This is a genomic window from Sorangiineae bacterium MSr11367 (assembly GCA_037157805.1).
GTDB lineage: Bacteria > Myxococcota_A > Polyangia > Polyangiales > Polyangiaceae > Pendulispora > Pendulispora rubella.
The window spans coordinates 7,086,934-7,109,275 of record CP089983.1 but is presented as its reverse complement, the minus strand read 5'-3'; the positions used below and the strand labels follow the sequence as shown (position 1 = coordinate 7,109,275).

At 65.0% G+C, this 22,342-nt stretch carries 18 protein-coding genes; 9 read left to right on the top strand and 9 right to left on the bottom strand.

What is annotated here, in order from left to right:
* The first annotated feature begins 23 nt into the window (after positions 1-23).
* On the top strand, positions 24-926 hold the full coding sequence (locus LVJ94_27365; protein ID WXB00630.1) for a LysR family transcriptional regulator: 903 nt from the start codon (positions 24-26) through the stop codon (positions 924-926).
* Here the strand turns inward: LVJ94_27365 and LVJ94_27360 are convergent.
* On the bottom strand, positions 923-1,747 hold the full coding sequence (locus LVJ94_27360; GenBank protein WXB00629.1) for a metal-dependent hydrolase: 825 nt from the start codon (positions 1,745-1,747) through the stop codon (positions 923-925). The two genes, LVJ94_27365 and LVJ94_27360, sit on opposite strands and share 4 nt — an antisense overlap.
* 143 nt (positions 1,748-1,890) lie before the next feature.
* Between LVJ94_27360 and LVJ94_27355 the strand changes: the two genes are divergently transcribed.
* Both LVJ94_27355 and LVJ94_27350 read left to right on the top strand, forming a co-directional pair.
* Entirely contained in the window at positions 1,891-3,255 is a 1,365-nt protein-coding gene (locus LVJ94_27355) for an MFS transporter (protein ID WXB00628.1), read from the top strand.
* Between the two features lie 86 nt (positions 3,256-3,341).
* Positions 3,342-4,745 (top strand): APC family permease, encoded by a 1,404-nt coding sequence (locus LVJ94_27350; GenBank protein WXB00627.1) that lies wholly within the window; start codon positions 3,342-3,344, stop codon positions 4,743-4,745.
* Here the strand turns inward: LVJ94_27350 and LVJ94_27345 are convergent.
* A complete protein-coding gene (locus LVJ94_27345; GenBank protein ID WXB00626.1) occupies positions 4,682-5,179 on the bottom strand; it encodes a DoxX family protein in 498 nt (165 codons plus the stop codon). The genes LVJ94_27350 and LVJ94_27345 overlap by 64 nt on opposite strands.
* A 106-nt stretch (positions 5,180-5,285) precedes the next feature.
* Here LVJ94_27345 and LVJ94_27340 point away from each other — a divergent pair, with 106 nt between their 5' ends.
* The gene (locus tag LVJ94_27340) at positions 5,286-6,452 is read left to right on the top strand and encodes a beta-lactamase family protein (GenBank protein ID WXB00625.1); all 1,167 of its coding nucleotides are present in this window, start codon (positions 5,286-5,288) and stop codon (positions 6,450-6,452) included.
* A 22-nt stretch (positions 6,453-6,474) separates the two neighbouring features.
* Here LVJ94_27340 and LVJ94_27335 read toward each other — a convergent pair whose 3' ends face one another.
* Together LVJ94_27335 and LVJ94_27330 are read right to left on the bottom strand one after the other, a co-directional pair.
* Positions 6,475-7,437 carry an aldo/keto reductase gene (locus LVJ94_27335; GenBank protein ID WXB10755.1) on the bottom strand — a complete coding sequence of 321 codons (963 nt, stop codon included), beginning with the start codon at positions 7,435-7,437 and terminating at the stop codon, positions 6,475-6,477.
* Positions 7,438-7,448: 11 nt separating this feature from the next.
* A complete protein-coding gene (locus LVJ94_27330; protein WXB00624.1) occupies positions 7,449-8,354 on the bottom strand; it encodes an SDR family oxidoreductase in 906 nt (301 codons plus the stop codon).
* Positions 8,355-8,472: 118 nt separating this feature from the next.
* Here LVJ94_27330 and LVJ94_27325 point away from each other — a divergent pair, with 118 nt between their 5' ends.
* Both LVJ94_27325 and LVJ94_27320 read left to right on the top strand, forming a co-directional pair.
* Positions 8,473-9,393: a LysR substrate-binding domain-containing protein gene (locus LVJ94_27325; GenBank protein WXB00623.1), complete on the top strand. Its 921-nt coding sequence runs from the start codon at positions 8,473-8,475 to the stop codon at positions 9,391-9,393.
* A 120-nt stretch (positions 9,394-9,513) separates the two neighbouring features.
* Positions 9,514-10,842: a hypothetical protein gene (locus LVJ94_27320; GenBank protein ID WXB00622.1), complete on the top strand. Its 1,329-nt coding sequence runs from the start codon at positions 9,514-9,516 to the stop codon at positions 10,840-10,842.
* Here LVJ94_27320 and dacB read toward each other — a convergent pair.
* Complete coding sequence (gene dacB / locus LVJ94_27315) at positions 10,797-12,389, bottom strand: D-alanyl-D-alanine carboxypeptidase/D-alanyl-D-alanine-endopeptidase (protein WXB00621.1); 1,593 nt, start codon at positions 12,387-12,389, stop codon at positions 10,797-10,799. The genes LVJ94_27320 and dacB overlap by 46 nt on opposite strands.
* 279 nt (positions 12,390-12,668) lie before the next feature.
* On the opposite strand from dacB, the gene LVJ94_27310 reads away from it, so the two are divergent.
* Complete coding sequence (locus LVJ94_27310; protein WXB00620.1) at positions 12,669-15,281, top strand: hypothetical protein; 2,613 nt, start codon at positions 12,669-12,671, stop codon at positions 15,279-15,281.
* Between the two features lie 27 nt (positions 15,282-15,308).
* Here LVJ94_27310 and LVJ94_27305 read toward each other — a convergent pair whose 3' ends face one another.
* Complete coding sequence (locus LVJ94_27305; protein ID WXB00619.1) at positions 15,309-16,817, bottom strand: glycoside hydrolase family 64 protein; 1,509 nt, start codon at positions 16,815-16,817, stop codon at positions 15,309-15,311.
* A gap of 263 nt (positions 16,818-17,080) precedes the next feature.
* Here LVJ94_27305 and LVJ94_27300 point away from each other — a divergent pair, with 263 nt between their 5' ends.
* The gene (locus tag LVJ94_27300) at positions 17,081-17,902 is read left to right on the top strand and encodes a membrane bound O-acyl transferase family-domain-containing protein (GenBank protein ID WXB00618.1); all 822 of its coding nucleotides are present in this window, start codon (positions 17,081-17,083) and stop codon (positions 17,900-17,902) included.
* A gap of 73 nt (positions 17,903-17,975) precedes the next feature.
* Here the strand turns inward: LVJ94_27300 and LVJ94_27295 are convergent, their stop codons facing one another.
* The 3 genes from LVJ94_27295 to LVJ94_27285 form a co-directional block, all read right to left on the bottom strand.
* A complete protein-coding gene (locus LVJ94_27295) occupies positions 17,976-19,478 on the bottom strand; it encodes a hypothetical protein (GenBank protein ID WXB00617.1) in 1,503 nt (500 codons plus the stop codon).
* Positions 19,479-19,746: 268 nt separating this feature from the next.
* Positions 19,747-20,361 carry a TetR/AcrR family transcriptional regulator gene (locus LVJ94_27290; protein WXB00616.1) on the bottom strand — a complete coding sequence of 205 codons (615 nt, stop codon included), beginning with the start codon at positions 20,359-20,361 and terminating at the stop codon, positions 19,747-19,749.
* Positions 20,361-21,776: an amidase gene (locus LVJ94_27285; GenBank protein ID WXB00615.1), complete on the bottom strand. Its 1,416-nt coding sequence runs from the start codon at positions 21,774-21,776 to the stop codon at positions 20,361-20,363. Before LVJ94_27285 ends, LVJ94_27290 begins: the two co-directional genes overlap by 1 nt.
* A 94-nt stretch (positions 21,777-21,870) precedes the next feature.
* On the opposite strand from LVJ94_27285, the gene LVJ94_27280 reads away from it, so the two are divergent.
* Positions 21,871-22,335: an L-2-amino-thiazoline-4-carboxylic acid hydrolase gene (locus LVJ94_27280; GenBank protein WXB00614.1), complete on the top strand. Its 465-nt coding sequence runs from the start codon at positions 21,871-21,873 to the stop codon at positions 22,333-22,335.
* Positions 22,336-22,342: the final 7 nt, after the last annotated feature.

Sequence of the window (22,342 nt, the reverse complement as noted above, 5' to 3'; positions counted from 1 at the left end):
ACGTCTCACGGTATTCATGAGCCGTGGATCCGACGCGTTTACGCTATTTCCAAGCCATTGCACGGCACGGCAACCTGACCGCCGCGGCGCGGGAACTTCGCGTGAGCCAACCAACCTTGACCGTGGCCGTGCGCAGCTTGGAGGAGCACCTCAAGACGACATTGCTCTTTCGCGATCGCGATGGCGTTCGGCTGACCACCACCGGCAAGGAGCTGCTCGATTACGCCGGAGAGATCCTCGCGCTCATCGAGCAGGCCGAACACCGAATTGGCCATGCCGAAACCGAGGAACGCGGGCACTACGTGATTGGCGCTTCCACCCTGGGGACGTATTTCCTGCCTCGATTCATGCGCGGATTCCTTCGGAAGGCGCCCGGCATCGAGCTGACCTTGTGGTACGGATCACCCGAGGAGATCGCACGCGCCGTGGTGGATCGTACGGTTCATTTCGGCCTCCTCGCGTTGCCGTTGAAGCATCCCGAGCTCGTGCTGGTCGAGCTCTTCGCCGACTCGACGGAGCTGTTCGTGGCGCCCAGGAAAGGCGCCAAACCGGTGACCGCGGCGGCGGCGCACGAACGGGTGAAACAGGGGCCGCTGATGTACCTCGCAGCGCTGCCCACGAGCACGGTGCTTCTTGCGCAGTTGCACGAGCGCAACCTCACGCCGGCGCGCCGTCTTCCGTGCGGGACGCTCCATCTGGTCAAGAGCCTGGCCCAGGAGGACGTGGGCGTCGCCATTCTCCCGCGACGCGTCGCCACGAAGGTCGGTGAGGATCCGTTGGTCGCGCTGCACGAGAGTTTGCCCTTCACACGCGATCGCATCCACCTGGCCTATCGCTCCGACCTGCACCGCACACGCGCCGCCCTTCTCATCAAGGACGAACTCATCGCGTACGGCAAACGACTGAAACCGCTCCCTCGCGATTAGAAACGCGGGTTCTTTCCGTCGAAGAGCATTTCCGTGCCCGCCAAGAGCTCGCGGTGTGGAATGGCATGGCGATCGAGCAAGGCGAAGAACGGTTTGGCATTCTCGTAGTGCATGGGGACGACGAGTCGGGACTTCGTCACCATGGCCGCGCGTGCCGCCATGTTGGGCTCCATGCCGTAGTGTCCGGCAATGTTGACCAAGGCAATGTCGGGCGGGAACTCTTCGCCGATGATGTCCATATCGCGATAAAAGGCCGTGTCGCCCGTGTGATAAATGGTCGGCCCATTTTTGATGCGAACGATGAACGTGAGCGGCGAGCCGCCGTACGCGTTTGGCTTGCTCGGATCTGCCTGTTGGAAAATGTGCGAGTGAAGGGCTGGCATGAAGTTGACGATGACCTCACCGTTCGCGAGGACCCGTTCACCGCCGACGTCCCCCACGGTTTCGTCCGTAGCCTGGGCAGCGGGAAATCCCATGAGGTTGATCATGTTCCTCGCCAAGTCGGCGTTGGCCACGAGTTTCGCGCCGGTGTTCTTGGCGATGGCCACGGCGTCCCCGATGTGATCGAGGTGACCGTGCGTGACCAAGATGTAGTCGGCGCGCTTGACCGCCGCCACGGGATCGGTGCCATTTCCCCGCGGGTTTGCCGGGTTGTTCAGCCACGGATCGAGGAACAATACCTTCCCCGTTGGCGTCGTGACCTCGAACGCGAAGCGACCGTGCGACTTTATCCGCGTGGTTGCCGCCTCCGCCGACCGAAAAGGGCACAACATGACCACAATCGTGATGGCGAGGACCGCCACCCATAGGTTCGTTCGCATACCCGATCGTCTAATGGCTCGGGCCGGCGCAGGGCACTAAATTGCGCGTATTCATGCCATAGGAATTGGCTATCGCTGGCCCGCGAACGACACTTCGATGAACATCGAAGCGTTTGCCACGCATCGACCCTAAGGTACGGTGCGTGAGGACGAATGCACGCGGTTTGCTCTGGACGGTCACGGCGACGAGTTTCAGCTTCGTGGTGGCGCAGCTCGATGTCACCATCGTCAATGTCGCGTTGCCGAGCATCGCTTCGGATCTCGGGGCAGGGGTATCGGCGTTGCAATGGGTGGTCGATGGCTACACGCTCGCCTTTGCCGTGCTCTTGCTTTCGGCCGGCGTGCTCGGGGATCGGTATGGCTCGAAGCGCGCGTACCAGTCGGGCTTTCTACTCTTTGGCGCGGCGTCCGCGGCCTGCGGCCTTGCGCCCGGGCCGGCATCGCTCGTCGTGGCGCGTGCCGTACAAGGGGCGGGCGCTGCGCTGCTCGTGCCCAACTCGCTCGCGCTGCTGAACCACGCCACGGGGCATGCGCCGGACGTGCGTGCGCGGGCCGTGGGGCAGTGGACGGCCGCGGGGGCCATCTCCATTGCGGCGGGGCCGGTGCTCGGCAGCTTGCTGCTCACGGCCTTCGGTTGGCGCAGCATCTTCCTCGTGAACCTGCCGCTCTGCGCCATCGGGATGTGGCTCGCGGCGGCGCACGTGCCGCCGGCACCCAAGAGCACCGGCGCGCGCGATCTCGATGTGGCCGGGCAGATCTTCGCGGTGCTCGCCCTCACCGGCATGACCGGCGCCGTCATCGAATGGCGTCCGCTGGGCGCGTCGCACCCCGTGGTGGCCGGTGGGTTGCTCCTCGCGATCGCCGCCGGCGCGGCCTTCGTGTGGACCGAGTCCCGGGCGCGCGCGCCCATGCTGCCGCTGCGCTTCTTTCGCAAGCCCAACTTTTCGCCCGCCGTCGCCTTCGGCGTGCTGGTGAACTTCACGTACTACGGCATGATCTTCGTGCTGAGCCTCTATTTGCAGCAGGCCCTCGGCTACAGCGCCTTTCGCGCGGGCCTCGCGTACCTGCCGCTCACGGGCAGCTTCTTCGTCTCGAACCTGCTCAGCGGGCGTGTGGCCGCCCGCGTGGGCTCGCGCTTGCCCATGACCATCGGCGCCTTCGTGGCCGCGTTGGGGTACGCGCTGCTGGTTCGCCTCGACGCTGCGAGCAGCTACGGGGCCATGCTCCCGGCGTTTCTCCTCATCCCCGCCGGCATGGGCTTCGCGGTTCCCGCGATGACCACCGCCACCCTGGCCAGCGTCGACCGCGAATGGTCCGGCACCGCGTCCGCCGTGTTGAACGCCGCGCGCCAAGCCGGCGCCGCCATCGGCGTGGCCCTCTTCGGCGCCCTGGCCACGGGTGGCCCCGAGCACATCGTCTCCGGCGTCGGACGCGCCGCACTCATCTCGACGGCGATGCTCCTGCTCGGAAGCGCACTCGCGTGGACCTCGATCCGCACTGCGCGGTGATCCAGCATGAAATAGTTGTAAATCGCTTCCGGAAAAGTTGTTTCTCGGTCGTGCGAGGGCACCTTACGCTCGAACGCGGTGAACCGATGAGCGAGCCGGAACGCAGCCTCGGGACGAGCCGCATCGTTTTTCTCGTGCTCGCGGCGGCGACGCCGCTCGGTGCGGTCGTCGGATCCATGGCGCTGGGCTTTGCGCTGGGCAGCGGTCCGGGCATGCCGGGCGCATACCTGATCAGTGGACTCGTGCTTCTCTGCTTCGCGGCGGGGTATGCCGCGATGAGTCAGCACGTGACCCGAGGCGGTGCGTTCTACGCGTACATCACGCGCGGTCTTGGTCGGCCCGCCGGACTCGCCGCCGCCTTCATCGCGCTGCTCGCGTACAACGCGATTTTCTGCTCCGTGCTGGGGGCGGCCTCGTTCTTCATCGGCAAAATCGTCGAGGAGACGGTGGGCTGGAGCGCACCCTGGCAAATGTGGGCGCTCGCACTTCTCGTGGCGGTGGGCGTGTTGGGGCGGCGCGAGGTGGACTTCAATGCGAAGATCCTGGGGACGCTCCTGGGCCTCGAGGTGGCCATCCTCGTCCTGATGGACATCGGCATCGTCGCACACCGCGGCTTCGCGGCCTTCTCGCTCCGTTGCTTCGAGCCGTCCACGTTGTTCTCGGGTGCGGCCGGTGCGGGGCTCGTGTTTGCGTTCAATTGCTACATCGGTTTCGAGGCGACGGCCATCTTCGGTGAAGAGGCGAAAGATCCCGCGCGTACCGTGCCGCGGGCCACGTACGTGTCGGTGTGCATCATCGGGATCTTCTATGCCCTCACCGCATGGTCGCTGGTGACGGCCTACGGCCTCGAGCATGTGCACGACGTGGCGGCCAAGGATCCGGGCATGTTCGTGCTGAACGCAGCGGGGACGTTCGTGGGAGCGCCCGCGACGATGGCCATGGGCCTCTTTTTGATCACCAGCCTTTTCGCGGCCCTTCTGGCCACGCATTCGGCTACCGCGCGTTACTTTTTCGTGCTCGGACGCGAGGGCCTCTTGCCGCGCGCCCTCGGGCGCACGCACCCGCGATGGGGGTCGCCGCACACGGCGAGCACCGTGCAAATCGCGCTGACCGCCATCGTCGTTCTGCCCTTTGCTCTCAGCGGAGCCGATCCGCTGCTGACGTTGAGCACGAGCACCGGCGGGCTTGGCACACTCGGCATCATTGCGCTGCAGGCGGCGGCCGCCTTCTCCGTGGTCGCCTTTTTCCGTCGGCGGCGCGACGTTCGCTGGTTCGTCACCATGGTGGCGCCCACGGTGGGCGGCGTGGGGCTCACCGCGGCGATGGTCCTCATCGTGAACAACTACAGCGTGCTCACGGGCTCGACGTCACGCATGGTCAATGACTTGCCGTGGCTTCTCGTGTTCGCAGGCCTGGCGGGTTTGGGCTACGCCGTGTGGCTTCGCCGCGCCCACCCCGAGGTGTACCTCGCCGCGACCGATGGTCCGTAGCCCGCCCACGCCACCGCCGCCAGGTAGAGAAGCTGCTCGAGCAACCGCGGGAGCAGGGGAGTGGCGGGGTCGTTCCCAAAGGTGACTTGGTGGGTCGCGGCGTAGACGTTGGCTGGAAGCACCGCGAGCAGTAGCAGCAAGAGACCTGCGGCGGCCGCGCGGCGTGTTGCGGGAAGGAGGATGCCGATGGCCCCCGCGAGTTCCGCGATGCCCGTGACGGTGACCCAGAAGCCGGGATCGCCGAAAACGGGGGGCACCATCTTCATGAGCTCCGCGCGCAGGCCGACGAAATGAACCGTGCCGGTGAGCACGAACAGGGCAGCCACGCCGGCACGAAGCGCGCCGGACAACGTGCTGAATCGCTCGCCGCCGAAGCGGCGCCATCCCGCGAGCCGGGCGAGCAATGTGACGAGGATGAGGGTGATGAGCGGCATGTTGACGCTGTCAACATAACTCCAATGTTGTCAGTGTCAACTCTGCCCCTCGAAAACGCGGATCGCAGGCCATGAACATTCGCAGCGCGGTCGGGCACCTTGGTGCATGCCCCTTCGTTCTCGACTGCCTTATCTCCTTTTGTCCTTCGCAGGCGTCACCGCCCTCGGGTGCTCGGACGACGCGCGCGAAGCCCCGGCACGTTTCGACGAGATGGCCCTTCGCACGGAGCTGGAAAGCGTTCGCCGGAGCGCGGACATCGTCGGCGTGCTCTCGGAGGTGGTCACCCCGGAAGGCGCCATCCGTGCGCGCGCCGGCGTGGCCACCCTTGGAAAAGAGGATCCCGTGCCATGGGACGCACAGTTTCGCGTAGCCAGCGTCACGAAGACCTTCGTGGCCACGGTCGTCTTGCAGCTCGTTGGCGAGGGCAAGCTCTCGCTCGAGGATACGGTCGAGAGGTGGCTACCCGGCGTGGTGGCGGGGCAGGCGTACGACGGCAACGCCATCACGGTGCGCCAATTGCTTCAACATACCAGTGGAATCTACGATTACGTTCGAGACGACGATCTACAGAAATACTTGGCCGAGGACTTCGCGCGGGCCCTATACGACCAGACATCGCCCGAAGCCCTCGTCGCCATCGCCATGAAGCATCCGCCGAATTTCGAGCCGGGCCAAGGCTGGGGATATTCGAATACTAACTATTTGCTCGCGGGCATGATCATCAAGGTCACCACCGGCCACGATTGGTCCAACGAGGTCCTGCAACGCATCGTGGAACCGCTCGAACTGAAACACACCTTCGTAACAAGCTCCGATCCCGCGCTCCCCATGCCCCACGCCCGCGTGTACATGCGTGTGAACGAGGGCGCGGCCCCCATCGATACGACCGAAAATACCCTCGAGCATACGGCCGATTCGGCCATCATCAGCACCACGACGGACCTGAATCGGTTTTACCGCGCGCTCGTGACGGGAAAGCTGCTTCGCGACCAAGAGCTCGCGCAAATGCAACGAACGGTTCCCATGCCAGAGAGCGAAGGCCCTGCCGGCACCCGCGCCGGCCTTGGCATCTTCTGGACTCCAACTGTGTGCGGCGGTTATTGGCACCATGCGGGCGACAGCCCCGTTGCGCCGCACACACGCACCGGTATCACAGCCAATGGCGCCCGCAGCATCGTGATTTCGATGAGCAGCACCATCGACGAGTCGGCGACCAACGCCGCCGCGTTTCAGTTGGCCGAGCGCGCGCTCTGCGATTTACCTCGGCGCTGAACGGCGGCGGAGCGTCAAGGAGTTACCTCTCGCTATCGAGCATCGCCATGTGGGACTCTGCATAGCGCGTTCCGGCGACGCGACCGGCGGGGACCGCGGCCTCGAGGGCGCCGACCTCCCATGGGTCGAGCCGAACCTCGAGGCTCGACAGCGCGTCCCGGATCTGGTTGCGCGTGCGAGCGCCCATGAGTGGGACGATGGTCACATTTTGAGCCGTGGCCTTGGCGCGGACCCACGCGATGGCGAGTTGCGCGGGGGACACGCCTTTTTCCGAGGCGACGCGAGCGAGTGCCTCGACGAGTGGTCCGTTGCGTTCGGAGTTGCCCGCCGCGAAGCGCGGCATGTTCGCGCGCACGTCGCCGGCGCCCGCGGGCTTCGCGCCGGTGAGCAGCCCGCGAGAGAGCACCCCGTACGCGGTCATCGCGATTCCCAGCTCGCGTAGGACCGGGATGATGCGAGCTTCCACACTGCGACTCAGCAGACCGTATTCGATTTGCAGATCACAGATCGGATGCACCTTGGCCGCGCGCCGAATCGTGTCCACGCCGACCTCGGACAGGCCAATGTGGCGAACGTAGCCCGCCTTCACCATGTCGGCGATGGCCCCCACGGTATCTTCGATGGGGACGGCGGGGTCGAGGCGCGCGGGCCTGTAGATGTCGATGCAGTCGACGCCAAGGCGAGACAGGCTATGCGCAATGGCATTCTTCGTCGCGGCCGGACGCGTGTCGTACCCGAGGAGGGTGCCGTCGGGTGCCCGGAGCGTTCCGAATTTCACGCTGAGGAGCACCTTGTCGCGCCGGCCTTGCAACGCCTTACCGACGAGGAGCTCGTTCTTTCCCATGCCGTAGAAATCGCCGGTGTCGATGACGTTCACGCCACGCTCGATGGCCTCGTGGATGGTCGCGATGCTTTCCGCCTCGTCGCTTGGCCCATACCAGCTTCCGCGGCCCATGCTCATGCACCCAAGGGCGATGGGAAACATCGAGGGGCGCGTCACGTCGCTCCTTCGAAATAGCGGCCGTGCTCGAGATCGGCCAGGAGCCCGGGGTGCTGGGGACTCCATCCCAGCTGCTCCCGCGTTTGCGCACTCGAGCTCGGGTTGTCGAGGCCGAAGAAGCGCGCGAGCCAGCCAAAGTGCGCGGCCGCGTCCTCGGGCGATTTCGAGATGACGGGCACGTTCAATCGCCGGCCGATGACCTCGGCGATCTCCCGCGTCGGTACGCCCTCGTCGGCGACGCCGTGAAAGGTCGATCCTGGCGCCCCCTTCTCCAGCGCCAGCCGGTAAAGACGGACGGCGTCGCGCCGGTGCACGGCCGGCCACCGGTTGCGTCCCTCGCCGATGTACGCCGAGACTCCCTTTTCGCGGGCGATGCGAATGAGCGCGGGAACGAAGCCGTAATCCCCGTCATCGTGGACCGATGGCGATAGGCGCACCAGCGACACCCGCACGTTGCGCGAAGCCAAGGCGAGCGTAGCCCGATCCGAGGCAAGGCGGTGCGCGCCCGCGGCGGGTTGGAGAAGCGGGGTGTCGCGTTCCGTTGCGACACGCCCCTGCGCGACGAGCGCCGTCGCGGAGGTGACGACGAATGGGCGCTCCGAGCCCGCCAATGTCGCACCCATGGCCTCGATCGCGAGCTTGTCCGTCACGCCGGCCGCCGCGATGTTGGAGAAGTCATGAATGAACGCCGTGTGGATGACGCCATCCGCCGCTGCGGCGCCCTGTTTTAGGCTCTCGAGGTCCTCGAGATCCCCCCGATGCACCTCGGCGCCGGCCGCCGCGAGCAAGCTGGCGCCTTTCTCCGAGCGGGCGAGGCCGAGCACGCGATGGCCCGCGCCGATGAGTTCTTGAACGAGCGCCGAGCCCACGAAGCCCGTCGCGCCGGTAACGAAAACACGCATGGTTCAATCCTCTTGTCGAAATGAGTCTGCCGCGTTGCGGCGGGCTGAGATGCGAGATGCGTAGATGAGAATGCGGTTTCCTCGAGCCTTCCGCACGTGCATATTGGGAAGGCTAAGCATGATTAAAAGTAGGTCTCGCGGATTCGACAGGCACGCGCTGGAGGGGCTCGGCATCCTCCGCGCGGTGGTGGAGGCCGGAAGCTTCGTTCGCGCAGGGGAGGCACTCGGCCTGACGCAATCCGCCGTGAGCCGTGCGGTGGCGCGCGTCGAGGAGCGTGTCGGCGTACGCATGTTCCGTCGCACGGCACGGTCCATTTCGCTCACCGACGAAGGTCTTCGCTTCTACGAATCGGTCGCGCCCCACTTGCTCGCCATCGAGGATGCGACGGTCGAGGCGGGGGATTCTTCGACCAACGTTCGCGGCCGCCTGCGTGTGAACATCGACGAAGGCATTGGCCAATACGTGCTGACGCCCCGCCTCGGGCCGTTCCTCGAGCAGCACCCGAACCTCTCCGTCGAGCTGGCCGTGCGCGATCGCATGGGCGATCTGGTTCGTGAAGGCTTCGACGTAGCCATCCGGTTTGGTCTCCCCGAGCCATCGGCATTGAAATCGCGTTTGCTCTTGCGCACGCGTGTGCTCACCTGCGCATCTCCGGCCTACATTGCGCGGTACGGAATGCCTCGGCGGCCCCGCGACATCGAGAAGCATCGGTGCGTGCAGATGCGAAATCCGTCCACCGGAAGCCCTTTCGAATGGGAGTTCGTGCGCGGGAAGAAGGTCATTCCCGTGAATGCCTCGGGACAGCTCATGGTGAACGGGAGCGGTCCGCTGGTGGCGGCGTGCCTCGCGGGGCAAGGGATCACGCAGCTCATCGAGCTCTACACGCGCCAATTCCTCGACGACGGACGCCTCGTGCAAGTGCTCCCGGATTGGGCCGAGGAAACGTATCCCCTTTACGCGTACCATCATTCTGCACAACTCATGTCGGCCAAGGTTCGCGCCTTCCTGGAATTCGTCGTGGCGCTGACACGCGAGTAGCCATTGACAGCTTGCGCGGCATCGCCCGCATCCGATGCCACTCTGGCACGATCCGGACGCTCCCATCGTTGGATCCTCGACATTGCTGCGCGGTACGAGCGTTGCAGTGCCCGCGACCTCATGGAAGGTCAATTGGAAGAGCAAGCGGAGACGAGCCCGATGGCGCGTCTCCTTCATCGATGGTTCGTCGAATACAATCCATTTTATCTGTGCAGCGCCACGCTCGTTCTCGTTGGAACGATGATCTGGTCGCGGGGGCTTGCGCAGGAGGGGAATCTCTACGGGTCGCTCGGCGTTGCCGCGGTGGCCGAGCTCTATGCCGTGGCGCTCCTCGGCGGTGCTGCGCTTTTGGTGCGCATTGGTCAGCGCCGGCCCGCCGTTCTCTTGGCGCTGCTCACGGTCGTCTATCAGGGAGATCTCACGCTCCACACCGAGACGTGCGCGTACCTCGGTACCGCCGGCGGCGTGGCATCCGCGATCTGGCTCGTCGTGTTCGTGGCCAAGCTGCGAGCCCTCGCGTGGGTCTTCCAGATACGCCCCTCGGCGCGCTCGATGGCCACGGCCATCGTGGGCGCGCTCGGATTGGCGCTCATTCCGCGGTTGCTCCACGTCCTCGAACCGAACCAGCTCGGCGCGTGCATCGGCATATGGCTCTTCGCGATGCTCACGCTCCACGAAGGCCAGGGCGCGGTGAGCCTCGTGCCGCTCGATGCCTGGGGCACCACCGTTCTGCGGCGTGTGCTCCGCGCCACCTGGCTCATTTGGCTGGGGCTCGCCGTGGGACACGTCACCATGTGGTCGACGGCGCAGACGCTGCACCTTGCACCGATGCTGCCGGCGGCGGCCCTGCTGGCCGTGCGCTGGATCCGGCGTGAGTCGCGCATCTGGCTCCTCGTCGGTGCGGTGCTCGTCTTGGCGGCGTGCTTCCTTCCTGACACGTTCGCCCTGCACGCGGTCGTTGCGGCGATGGCGCTCGGCGCGCGCGCTTGGCCCCGATTGGGGGCCGACGCGGCCGCGACGGCGTCACCGTCCCCGTACCGCACGGTGGAGGCATCGCCGCCCCGCGGGCCCGACGCCGCGGTGGTCGTGGCCCTCGGCGATGCCGCGCGCATGCGGCTCTTCGTTGCTGCGATCGCCGCGTCCTACCTTGCCGTTTGGACCCTTGGCTGGTCCGGCGGTCCATGGCCGGCGCACGCTTTCGCGCTCGATCTGGCCATGATCCTCGCCATGGTGCTCGTCGCATGGCGTGCGCGCACACGGATCCCTGCCGTGCCGCCCGTCATGTCCCTCGTGCATGGCGTCCTTGCGGCGGGGCTCGTTCCGATGCCGCACTCACTCGTGGCGTGGGGCTCGACGATCATCGCGATGGGCTTCGCGCTGCTCGTTGCGTCCCTCGCCACCAGCTACGGCTTGCGCAACGCCTCGATCACACGCCCGCCCACGGGTTGACGAAACCTCGCCGTGTCGCGCTTGGTGCCAGAATTGGCCAGCGCGACGGCGATGGCATCTTCGAGGCGCGACACGCCATTTTGCACGAAATGATTGAACAGAATGGAAAACACCAAGGGCTCGCCCGCCGCATTGGCGACGTAGCCCGACAGCGACGAGACGGCGTCCAGACTGCCGGTTTTGGCATGAACGTTCCCCGCGGCCGCGGTATTTTTCATGCGGGATCGCAGCGTACCCCCGACCAACCTTTGCGGAGCCCCGGCAATGGGCAATGCTTCGTAGAAATTCGAGAACCACGGCTTGCCGCGAACGGCCAGCAACAGCGCGGCGAGGTGTTCGGCGGAGATCAGATTGTGCCGCGAAAGACCGGAGCCATCGCTAATCTGGAGCGTATTCGCGTTCACCCCGTTCGCGGAAAGGAAGTCCGAGATAACCTGAATTCCGGCGTCCCAGCTCCCTTCGCCGTGGACGGCCTTCCCCATCGCCTTGGTCAAAATCTCCGCGTGCCCATTGTTGCTCAACTTGAGAAAGAGCGGGAGCAACTCCGAAAGGGGCGGGGAACTCCGCCCGGCCAGCCGCGTCGCCGACACGGGGGTCGCCCCGAAGCGCGTCGCAGACGCGAGCACGCGAATGCCATGCGTCTCCAGCGCCGCACGAAAAATGGCCGCGGCATAGCCCGTGGGCTCGGCCACGCTGTTGTAGCTGCGGTCCGTACCGGCATCCAGGGGCATCGTGCCCGTGACGAGAAACGTATTCGTCCCGTGCTGGCGCTCGACCGAGAGCGTGTTCGGCGAGCCGGCCTCCGTGGTGACCGCGCGATTGTCCACCTTGACGTAATCGGTATTCGGCAAAAATGCGATTCGCGGGGCCTGCCCCGCCGCGGTGCCGGGGGTCACGTCGGCGATGATGTTGCCCGCGTCGAAGTCGCCATCCGGCGAAACGGTGAGGGCCGACACCTGCGCGGCGTAGTAATAGGGCTCGTCCTCCCACTCCCATCCGCTGCCGAGCCGCACGCTGTCGAACCACGTATCGTCGGCCCAAAGCTCCCCTTGAACCAGGGTCAGCCCCGACTCGGCCAGCTTGGCCGCCAGCGCGTCGTAATCCTGCGCCAGCATGCTCGGATCGCCCGTGCCCTTCAAATAGAGATTGCCCTGAAGAACGGGGCCGAGCCGCTTCCCATCGCTCCACACACTGGTCTCGAAGCGGTGCTCCGTGCCCAGCACCTCGAGCGCGGCCGCCGCCGTAAGCAACTTGGCATTCGACGCCGGAGCGAGTCGCTCGTTGCCTCGATGCGAATAGAGCGTTTCCCCCGTCTCCGCATGGCGCACGACGACACTCGCCAATGCCCCCTCGAGCACGGGGCTCGCCAAAATGCCATCGAGCTCCTGGGCGAGCCCGGTGGGCGCCGGGGCCATGAGCCCTTCGTCGCGAAGCGGCCCGTCGCCGCTTTGATCCGTCGCACAGCCACCGGCCAACGGAAGCAAACCAAGGAGCAGACCCGCGCTCCACGTTGCGAGACGATGCCGTGCCAACGAAATAGCTCTCATGGGTGCCTCCTTGAAGAGGGGCCAAAGTACATAACTTTGCCGCTCGGCGGGGAGCCCTATTGGCCTTTGTCGCACACTGGTATCTTTTTGGCGCCGGGCGGGGGGACGTGCCCCTAACGGGGGGATTGGGCCGCGCGCCAGGCGCTCTCTCGGCCGCGACAAAACTCGACGAAACGATTCTCATTTCCAGCCGGAGATGATGTTCACCTGGTGACTGGAAGTGCGCGTGCCGGTTCAATGGGTCTTGCTCGCAATGATGATATTTATCATTATCGCCCCATGCGAACCTTCTTGGCGAAGTGGGAGACGCGCGGATGTCTCTCCTTGGCAGTGCTCATCGGTATTTGGGCGAGCGCGTGCAGCAGCTCCGGAAGTGGTGACGAAGGTGAGGGCAACGGCGAGAACGGAACGCCGAACCCGGAAGTGTCGGTCGCGCCGCCCGGTACGATGGTGCTCCCCATCGAGGTGCTGGGCACCGGTTCGCCGTCGGCGCCGGCCATCGCCGAGTCCAATTTGGGTATCGACGCGGCCAATGTGGCCAAGGCCGCCAAGGTCTACTTCGTATGCAGCCGGTGCGGCTTTTATGGCGCTCCGGAATTCGAGGCCACGACGGCCGCGCCCACCAAGGTCAAAGCGAGCTTTCGGCTGATCGGTGGTGGCGACGCCGCCCGCGATGCATCGGTTCCATGGGTCGATATCACCGACGCGAACGTCGAACTCGCCGATCCCGAGAGGGTCAGCGGCGGGGTGAACGGCGGCTTCTTCACCACGCGCATCACCGTGGAGCTGGACGCCGCCACCCGCGCGAGGTTGGTCGCACTTCCGTCGTACAATCGGATTCAATTCCGATTCAACGGAACCGACGGCGAGTCGAACGGCTTCCGCATCCTCGACGTGCGGGTGCAAGATGGTGCCGCGGCGGACATTGGCAAGACGACCATCCAGCGAACCGACCCAAAGGTGGAGAAAGAGGCAGGCAAGAATGCGTCCCCCGATGCCGAGGCGGGGAAGAAGCTGTGGTACGGCGCGGACGTTCTTTCGAAGTCGGCCATCGTGAATCGGAAGATCCACGCGAGTTGCTCGTCGTGCCATGCGGAGAACGCGCGCGATCTGCAGTATTTCAATTATTCGAACAACGCCATCGTGCAACGCAGCCGCTACCATGGGCTGACGGAGCAGCAGGGCAAACAAATCGCGGCCTTCGTTCGCTACGCGCAGCGCGATGTTCCGCACGTGCCGCAGGCGTCGCCGTGGGCCCCGCCATACCAGCCGGCGGCCGGCCTCGATGCCAAGCCCGTGGTCGAGTGGGCTGCGGGCGGCGGCCTCGATGCCGTGCTCTCCAGCGCATCGGCGACCGTGAATGCCATTTTTGGAAAGCCGCTGGACGGCTCGCCCGCCGCGATCACCCAGGCCGACGTCGACAGGGTGATGAACCCCGCCGCGACGATGAATGCGCGTGAGATGCCCGTGCCGTTGCAGTACCCGGACTGGAATGCCTGGCTCCCCACCACGCACCCGTCCGACGTGTGGCCGAACGAGAATCGCGCCGAGGGGTCGTTCGAGGCCGGTGGCCAGTTCGCCGATGGTGCGCGCCCGTCGCCGTTGGCGAGCTACCAGAAGCTCGATTCGTGGCTTGCTGCGCATGTGAATCCGAATGGCAAGTACGGCGACTGGAGCCACCTCACCCCCAACGATCGGGCCGCGCTCCAGGGCCTGTTGAAGAACTTCGGTTGGGACATGTACCGCTTCATGGGCGGCGGGCGCGGCAATCATATCTACGCGGGCTCGGGCCTCTATGGTTTGCAATACGGCGCCAGGAACCTGAAAGCGCACGCTTCGCCCGGCACCACCGCGGGCGCTCCGGCCGCGTTCACCGACGCGGCGTTCATCGAGCGCGCGATGTCGAGCGGGATGCACTGGGTGACCACGAAAATGTGGGAGCTCGAGCACAAATACGGTTTGGAAGGGAACCAGGCCTGGTTCATGGGCGAAAAAGACGCCTCTGGGGCGTGGAAAGGCCGCGGCGAGTCGCGCGGATCGCCCTTCAACACGGCGGGCGCGTTTTTTCTGGCACCGCACATGCTCTACCAGGAAGAGCAGACGGCCAGCGGCAAGCGCGAGTGGTATTTCGCCTGGGAGACCGATCGCAAAGTTGCATCGTACTACCGCACGAATCAATGGTACGCCATGCAGGTCAGCCTGAATCCCGGCGGGCAGGGAGATTGGGTGAACTTTCCCATCGACTGGCCGTACCTGACGCGGTTCGATCAGGTCTTGGCCGACGCCATCGGCACGTCGACCCCCGCCCACGCCGAAATGCGCAACGCGCAGTATTTCCGCCTCCTGCACGATCGCATCAAGTCCGCACAGTACGTGAACAACGCGATTCCGTTGAATCAACCCGATCCCAAAGAGCCGGAGAATTTGCTCAACAACCGGGGGCGCTACGGGCGCGGTCAGGTGCTCAAGCACCTGGTGCCGACCAACTTCCTCGATTGGGGGCCCAATACCAATCAGCGTCACCCGAACCGCGCACTGGACCAGTTGGCCCCCGGCTTGTTCCTCAAGGTGGTCAACGGCGCAATCTCGCAATACAACGCGCTCTTCGTGGGCACGAACCCGGCGGATTGGCGCCGTTGCGATCCGAACAACACCTCGCTCGGCGACAACGCGGGCGGTGAGCCGCTGGCAGGCTTCCGATTCTGCCTGGACCGAGCGCGCACCCCCGTCCTGAAGGACGACAAGGGGCGCTATTACATCAAAAACGACGTGACCCAGACCACGACGGACCAGACCAATCAATATGGCATCATCGCCGCGACCGATCTTGGCGCCGACCCCCAGAGGGTCAAAGCATGGTCCGATTGGATCGACCGGGCGTGGCCGAAATGACCCGACCGGACCATGCGTTGCCGTTGGCTACCAGCCGATGCCGATGGTCAATAGGCTCGGCGGGTTCGAGTTCGGTAGAATCTTCACCGTGCTCTGATCGTTGATGTCGTCGTACGCGAAGCCGTAGGCACGCTGGTCGATGCCTACGGCGTGGAAGAACTGGGCGTAGTCGTTCTTCGGATTGGCCGCGTAATAGGCGGAGCGGTTGTACCATTGGCTCGTGTTCAGCGCGACGCCGCGGTTGAAGGCCGCACAGAACTCCGCGCCCAGCTCCAGCTCCACGGTGCTCATCCCCGCCGATGCCAGTGCGCCGGAGCATTCGACGACGTCCTTCGTCGTCGGCTTGTTCAAAAAGAACGGCCCCACGCCGTCCTTGGTGAATTGCAGCCGGCCATTCACCACGCGCCCAGAGAAGGTCTGGTTCAACCGTGTCAGCTGGAAGGGATTGTTCGTATAGAACGTCCAGGCCTGGTCGATGATCGGCTGCAGGTAGTTCGCCTGGCTGCCGCCCGGCGCGAACGACGCCGACGAGCGCGGGGCGATGATTCGAAAATTGTTGGCGAGCGGCCGAAATGCCGGGCCCACGGTGGAGTTGTACTGCGCCAGCGTTTGATCGCGGGTCAGCGTGATGCCGACCGATTGATCGTAGCCAATCGCGGACTGCTGCAGCCGTGCCGTCATCGGAAAACCGAATATGTCCACCTGCGTGGTATTTCCACCGAATGGAATCGCACCGAATGCGTAGGTAAATTCGTACCAATCGAAGTACACGTCGGCATTGGGGTCGCCGGAATTGTGCAGATCGGGGCCGCCCCACCCGCGATCGTCGGGCGAAATTGGAATGAACATGGGTGAACCGAGCGAAATGTACATTCGTCCGCCCTCGACCCGGGTTGGGATGGTCACCGTGGACGCTTGAAGCAGTGAGAACGACATGTTCGCGTAGTTGCGGCCGTTCTTGGTCAAGTGGCCCGGGGCGCTTTCCTCGAGGTGATTGATGTGCGTGAGCGTGCCGTTCGGCTTCAGGTATGACCATTCGCCGGGGGTCGCCATGCCGAGGACCGTCACGAAGATTTGACCGTTGGTCCACCTTCCGCGGGTGTTGTTCTGGAATGCGACGGGAAAGGTGCCGTTTCCGCCGCCGCCACCACCACCACCCCCGCCATGGGTGTACGTGAAATGGGACGTATCGTAGAGCGGTCCGCCTTTTTCGTAGGTGAACCAATAGGTAATGACCGACCCGGCGGTAAGGGAGGCCACGGTTTGCTGCCACGTGCCCCCATTGTTGGCCATTCGGAAATTCTGCTGATTGGCCCCGTCCTTCAAATAGTGCACATCGACCAGCGCCGATGGCGTAGTGGGGCGGAACCCTATCCGCGCTTCGGTTGCGCCGAGTGGATCGACGCCTTGCGTGTAATCGGCAGATTGTGCGTGCGCCATGGGCCCAGCGACGGCAAAGATCGCAAAAGACCAGAAAAGCGCGAACGAACGAAGCCACGATGCTGCCTTCGAATGCATCTCGTGCACGACCGACATGGCCACATCCCCTTGCTCCCCTCGCCGGTGCCCGAGTGTGCGTCACCCACAGTGGCAACGGGCTCGTGCAGCCGATTCGCACGAGAGGCGCGCGGCAATACTCCGGCTCCTTCCTCACAAGTCAATGTCGAATGTCGCGCGCATTTGCCCGCGTTTCGATGATGACCATTCGCGTTTTCTCGGGTGCAGAACGACCGTGCGGTGGGGCTTTGGGGCCGCGCGTTCGTTTGTTTCCGCATCGTCACTGCGCGTAGTCTCCTTTGGTGACCGCCGTCATCCTCCTCGGTGCCGCGATGCTTGCGGCCCCGCTTTGCATTCCCGCGGAAGCCGTCGCCGCGCGAACGCTTGCGGGTTACTCCGTCGCCGCTTGCCTCCTTCGCGTCATCGACATTGCGCGTGCACCCGAGACCTTTGGTCCGGCGCAACGCATGGTCATCCTTCTATTCCCGCTGGTCGATCCGCGGCGCGTGAGCCGGATGCGCGAGCGTCGATTTCCGCGGAGCCTTGCGTTTGCGGGGATGCTCCTCGGCGCTGCGAGCATGGCGCTCTTCTTCATGGCCCATCGCTTTTTCGCAGCCGAGGTTCCATTCGGCTCCGCGCGTCAGCTCGCGCGCAGCATGACGGCGGCCCTGGCCGTGTTGGCCGCGGGTGAGAGCCTGGACCGGCTCGTTCGCACCGCCGGCGCCGCCGCGGGATTCGAGATCCCACCGCTCTATCGAGCTCCGGCTCTATCGCGCACACTCGTGGAATTCTGGGGCCAGCGATGGAACCTCCCGGTGAGCACCTGGCTGCGCGAGCACATTCACGCGCCCCTCGCGCGCGCGGGCTTTCGTCGTATGGGGACGCTCCTCGCATTCACCGTGAGCGGTCTCGTTCACGTCTACCCCACGTTCATCGGTGCAGGGCTCGGGCCCGCCGCGGCGATGGGCTCTTTCTTCCTCGTGCACGGCGCACTGGTTGCCGTCGAGTCACGTCTGCCGGTGCGGCGCTGGCCCCGCGCCCTTGGCATCGCCTACGTCGCCGCCATCTTTGCCCTGACCATGCCGCTCTTCAGCGAAGCGCTGCTTCGATCCATGGGACTCTGATGGCATGGAATGCCGCGAGGGCACCACGGACGCCATGCGTGGTACCCTCGCGGGGTTCAATCGAAACGATGAATCACTGACGGATCATCGGCAGTGTGCTCTTCAGTGCACCCTGGACGACGGTGATGAGATCCGTAATCACTTTGGCCTGATCCAAGCTGACCCCCAGAGCGGTAAGCTCCGGAATCTTCAGATCGAGCCCGCGTGCGAAGGACGTGAACGCGTCGATGACGCTTTGCAATGTTGCATCGAGGTTGCCGGACAACACGTCTTTCAGGTCGATCTTGGCCACCGCATTGAGGGCCGCCTTCAGCGTCGCATCGAGCCGCCCGTTCAAGATGCTCGACGTGTCGAGCAGCCCATCGAGCGTCGCTTGAACGTTACCGGTGAGGTTCGCCAGGAGCGAGCCCACACCACCGGAAAGGCTGCCGGTGATGGCGCTTGCGAAGTCGGTGCGAGCCTTCGCAATATCGCCCGCATTGGTCGCGGCCGAGATCGACGCCGTCAGCTTCGTGGTGGCCTCGATCGCCGCGTCCAGCGCGTTGCTACCCTTGAGAATGTCGGCGATGGCATTGGTGACTTGGGTCGCCTCCACCGATGCGGCCGACTTGAGCGCCGCGAAGGGGATGGCCTGGGTCAGCGGTATCCCGAGGAGCGACGCCTCGAGCGAGCTGTGGAACGTGAGGTTCGCCGCGGCATGGGCCAGCGCAGCCACCTCGGCGGAGAGAGAGCCCGTGGCCGCGGCTTTCAGGGCCGCGTCCAGATCGGCGGAGAACTGCGCCGCGGCATTGGCCGCCGCATTCGCCGAGACCTTCGCGTCGAGCACCCCATTGAGGGCCAGCGCGGCCTTCGCCTCGAGATCGGCGAACGCGTTCGCATCGAGCTTCGCGCCGCTGTTGGTGATGGCCAGGGCCTGCGTGTGCGCGGCGACGACGGTGGCCTTGGCCAGCGCGTGCACGATGGCCTGGGCGTCGGCACCGGCCGAGATGGCGGCCGTGATGGCACCCGTCAGATTGGCATCGACGAGTGAGCGAAGCGTGGCGGCAAGGCTGGCGTTGAGCGAGCCATTGGCAGAGATTGCACCGGTGACCGAGCCCGCAATGTCGAGGAGTGCCTGCGCTTCAATCGACGACTCGGTCGAAATTGGCGTGGCAAGCGTCACTTGACCTGCAACTTTACTGGCTGCTTCCAAAATCGAAGAGCCGACGATGTGACCGGAGGCGTCGAGCGCCTGCACGATGAGCAGCTTTGCATCGATGGGGATCTTCGCCGAGAAGAAGCCGGTCGCATCGAGCGTCGTTTCGACAATCGCGGTCAGTTGGCCGGTGGCCCCGAGCGCGGAGATGGTGACCGTCTTTGCGAGGTCGATCGCCGCCGATCCGGCGAACCCCAGCTCGGCCTTGCCCGAGCCTTGAGCCGTGACGTGTCCATTCACGGTCGAAAGCGCGGAGGAGCCGTCTTTCGATGTGTCGTTTCCGCTTGTTTTGCCGTCATCGGCTCCCGAGGCACAACCGGCGGCGACCGACAGCCCAAGGATGATTGCCAATATGCTCCGCGTCGGAGAAGTCTTCTTCATGAGTTTAACTCCCTTGATTGGGCGGCACATATCGTGGGCAAGCAGTCGAATACTGCTCTTGTAAATATCGGTTACCATTGCCGCATCGACCTCGATGTTGGCAGCACGCCGAACAACCAGGACCCGATGTGTGATGATTCCGCACGGCGTAGCATTGCGTCAGCCATACGACATTGAGGCCCGCTTGGCGCGTAATTTTACGGCGCGGCGTCGTGGGGGATATCGCTGCAGAAGCGCCGACGAACGAAGAGGTATCCATCCGGAAACATTACGCGGATGAATCACCTATCCATGAGGTGAGGCCGCGCAAACCCGCGATGTGGTAGCTCCAGAATGCCTCGACGGCGTCGCGCATGGCGACGGGATCCGCGTGCTGTTCGAGGATGGCGGCGAGGAGCCGGCGCGTGTTCTCGAAAATGCGCGACAGCACGAAGCGATCGCCCGGGCGGATCTTCACGCCGGGGTGGAGTCCGCGGATCTCCGTGAGGGTGTAGGTCGTCAGCTGCTCGACGAAACGCTCGCCGAATCCGGCGTAGGGTGTGCCGGCGGCGCGATCGAGCAGGATGACCACCGCCAGGCGGTTTTCCAGCCAAAATTTCAGCATGTCACCGCCCAAGTCGTCGGTGGGGATGCGCGTGCCGCGGGCCAGCGCGCGTACGCGCCGCTCCATGAGTTGCTCGAACCGCCGTGCCAGCTCGGGGGTGATCACCGCGTCGAAGAGTTCTTCCTTGGAGGCGTAATAGCGATAGAGGCTGGCCGTGCCCAGGCCTGCGCGTTCGGCGATGGCGCTCATGGTCGCCCGCTCGTAGCCATGGGCCGCCATGACCTCGCGTGCCGACTCGAGAATGCGCGCGCGGATCTCGTTTTTGAGGACTTGCGGCATCAGCTCGCGAGGAGTTTCGCACACGAGAAGGGCGCATGGCGAGCGGCCCACGGGCGTGCTTCCTCGAGCTCGTAGGCGAGTGCCATCAGCGTTGCATCTTCGCCCCGTGCGGCGGCGAAGTGTGCGCCGACCGGAATGTCGCCGTCGGTGAAATGCAGGGGCACCGACATCGCGGGGCATCCGACGACGTTGTGAATCGGCGTGTAGCCAATGGCCTCGCGCATGCGGCGCATGAGTTCCTCGCCGGGGACGAACGACGAGAAGTGTCCGAGGCGCCACGGGAGCACGGCCAAGGTGGGCGTGAGCACCACGTCGTAGCGCGCGGTGGCCTCGACGTAGGTGCGCTCCGCCGCCGCCACGGTCGCCCGAGCCTTCGCAAGTGCCTCGGGGCCGCCGCGAAGAGCGTTCTCCGCGACCCACCAGGCGAAGGGCTCCAGCTCGTCGCGTCGAACCGGCTGCCCGCGCAACCGTTCCACGGTCTGCACGACGTCCGCGATCATGGCGCCCCCGATCAGGAAAAAGGCGTCCCCGAGTGCGGCGCCATCGATAGCCGGCGGCGTGGCTTCCTCCACATGGTGTCCAAGCTCGTCCACGAGCGCCACTGCGCGATCGTGGGCGTGACGCACGTCCGGATCGGGCTCGCCGTGGCAGAGCGTGCGTGTCCACGCACCGATGCGAAGCCGCCGCCGTGAAGGCCCTCGCACGAAGCCCACTGCGCCGGCGTTCTCCTCGACGAGGGATAGGAAGAGCGCACTATCCCGCACCGAGCGGGTCACGCAATGGTTCAGAACGAAATCCGTGAAGTCCGACGACGCATACCCCGACGCGACTGGCCGACCGCGGCTCGGCATGAAGCCAAAGAGCCCGCACATGGAGGCGGGGCCGCGAATGGAACCGCCGCCATCGCTGGCGTGTGCAATCGGGACGAGGCCCGCTGCCACGGCTGCGACGGCGCCGCCCGACGATCCGCCGGCCGAACGCGCGAGATCCCACGGATTGTGGGTCACGCCTTCGAGCATGGTCTCGGTGCTGCCGAGGAGCCCGAACTCCGACGTGGCGCTCTTGCCAATGGTGACCAGCCCGGCGGCATCGAGACGCGCCGAAAACGGTGTGGAGAACGGCGCGGTGTTTTGCGCCATGAGCCGCGAACCCAGCGACCAGCGCAAACCAGGGTAGGGGATGACGTCTTTCACCAGGAAGGGCACGCCACGAAACGGTCCCGCCCCGGGCGATTGCGCGCGGGCGCGATCCTTATCGAGGATGGGGATCGCGTTCAGAAGCGGCTCGAGCGCGGAAATGCGCGCCTCGCACGCGTCGAGCAGTTCCACGGCGGTCAGCTCGTCGCGCGCCACCAGCTCCGCTTGGGCCGTGGCGTCGAGCTGCGCGAGAAATGCCAAATCCTGAACGGTGCTCATACGCGAATCATTTATTCGCGTTTCGAAAATCGTCAAGTGTTGCCGTTCGGATTTATCCTACCGACGGCGGGCGCTGCGACGGAGGGAGCGAACGATGGACATTCCGCTGATCGAACAAATCAAGATCCAAGCCCGGGTGTTGGTGCCCCTCGTCAAAGCGCTGCAAGCCGAGCTGGGGGAGGAGCGTGCGAATGCCCTCGTCCGCGGGGCGTTGGGCGCGCACTATCGCAAACTGGGTGAGCGATGGTGGCGCGCGCAGGCGGGCCATGACCTCGGCGAGAAAGTGGCGTCGTGCTTCGAGGCCTTCGCGGCCGGGGACGCCTTGGACTACGAGGTACTTCAGCAAAGTCCCGACGCCTTCGACGTGAATGTCACGAAATGCCGCTACGCCCGATTTTACGAAGAAATCGGCGTTCCGGAGCTGGGCTTCCTCCTGGTGTGCAGCGCCGACTTTCCCATGGCCGAAGGCTTCGGCGCCGACGTCCGATTGACGCGCACGCAGACCATCATGCAGGGGGCCAGCCACTGCGACTTTCGCTATTCGTCGAAGAAGACGTGATACGTTC

Bases quoted from the DNA above. Each gene is read 5' to 3' on its own strand.
- LVJ94_27325 (WXB00623.1), top strand. From the start codon at position 8,473: ATGATTAAAAGTAGGTCTCGCGGATTCGACAGGCACGCGCTGGAGGGG.
- LVJ94_27310 (WXB00620.1), top strand. From the start codon at position 12,669: ATGCGAACCTTCTTGGCGAAGTGGGAGACGCGCGGATGTCTCTCCTTG.
- LVJ94_27345 (WXB00626.1), bottom strand. From the start codon at position 5,179: ATGCCGCTCATCACCCTCATCCTCGTCACATTGCTCGCCCGGCTCGCG.
- LVJ94_27280 (WXB00614.1), top strand. From the start codon at position 21,871: ATGGACATTCCGCTGATCGAACAAATCAAGATCCAAGCCCGGGTGTTG.
- LVJ94_27335 (WXB10755.1), bottom strand. From the start codon at position 7,437: ATGTTTCCCATCGCCCTTGGGTGCATGAGCATGGGCCGCGGAAGCTGG.
- LVJ94_27320 (WXB00622.1), top strand. From the start codon at position 9,514: ATGGAAGGTCAATTGGAAGAGCAAGCGGAGACGAGCCCGATGGCGCGT.
- LVJ94_27305 (WXB00619.1), bottom strand. From the start codon at position 16,817: ATGTCGGTCGTGCACGAGATGCATTCGAAGGCAGCATCGTGGCTTCGT.
- LVJ94_27350 (WXB00627.1), top strand. From the start codon at position 3,342: ATGAGCGAGCCGGAACGCAGCCTCGGGACGAGCCGCATCGTTTTTCTC.
- dacB (WXB00621.1), bottom strand. From the start codon at position 12,389: ATGAGAGCTATTTCGTTGGCACGGCATCGTCTCGCAACGTGGAGCGCG.
- LVJ94_27295 (WXB00617.1), bottom strand. From the start codon at position 19,478: ATGAAGAAGACTTCTCCGACGCGGAGCATATTGGCAATCATCCTTGGG.
- LVJ94_27340 (WXB00625.1), top strand. From the start codon at position 5,286: ATGCCCCTTCGTTCTCGACTGCCTTATCTCCTTTTGTCCTTCGCAGGC.
- LVJ94_27285 (WXB00615.1), bottom strand. From the start codon at position 21,776: ATGAGCACCGTTCAGGATTTGGCATTTCTCGCGCAGCTCGACGCCACG.
- LVJ94_27330 (WXB00624.1), bottom strand. From the start codon at position 8,354: ATGCGTGTTTTCGTTACCGGCGCGACGGGCTTCGTGGGCTCGGCGCTC.
- LVJ94_27290 (WXB00616.1), bottom strand. From the start codon at position 20,361: ATGCCGCAAGTCCTCAAAAACGAGATCCGCGCGCGCATTCTCGAGTCG.
- LVJ94_27360 (WXB00629.1), bottom strand. From the start codon at position 1,747: ATGCGAACGAACCTATGGGTGGCGGTCCTCGCCATCACGATTGTGGTC.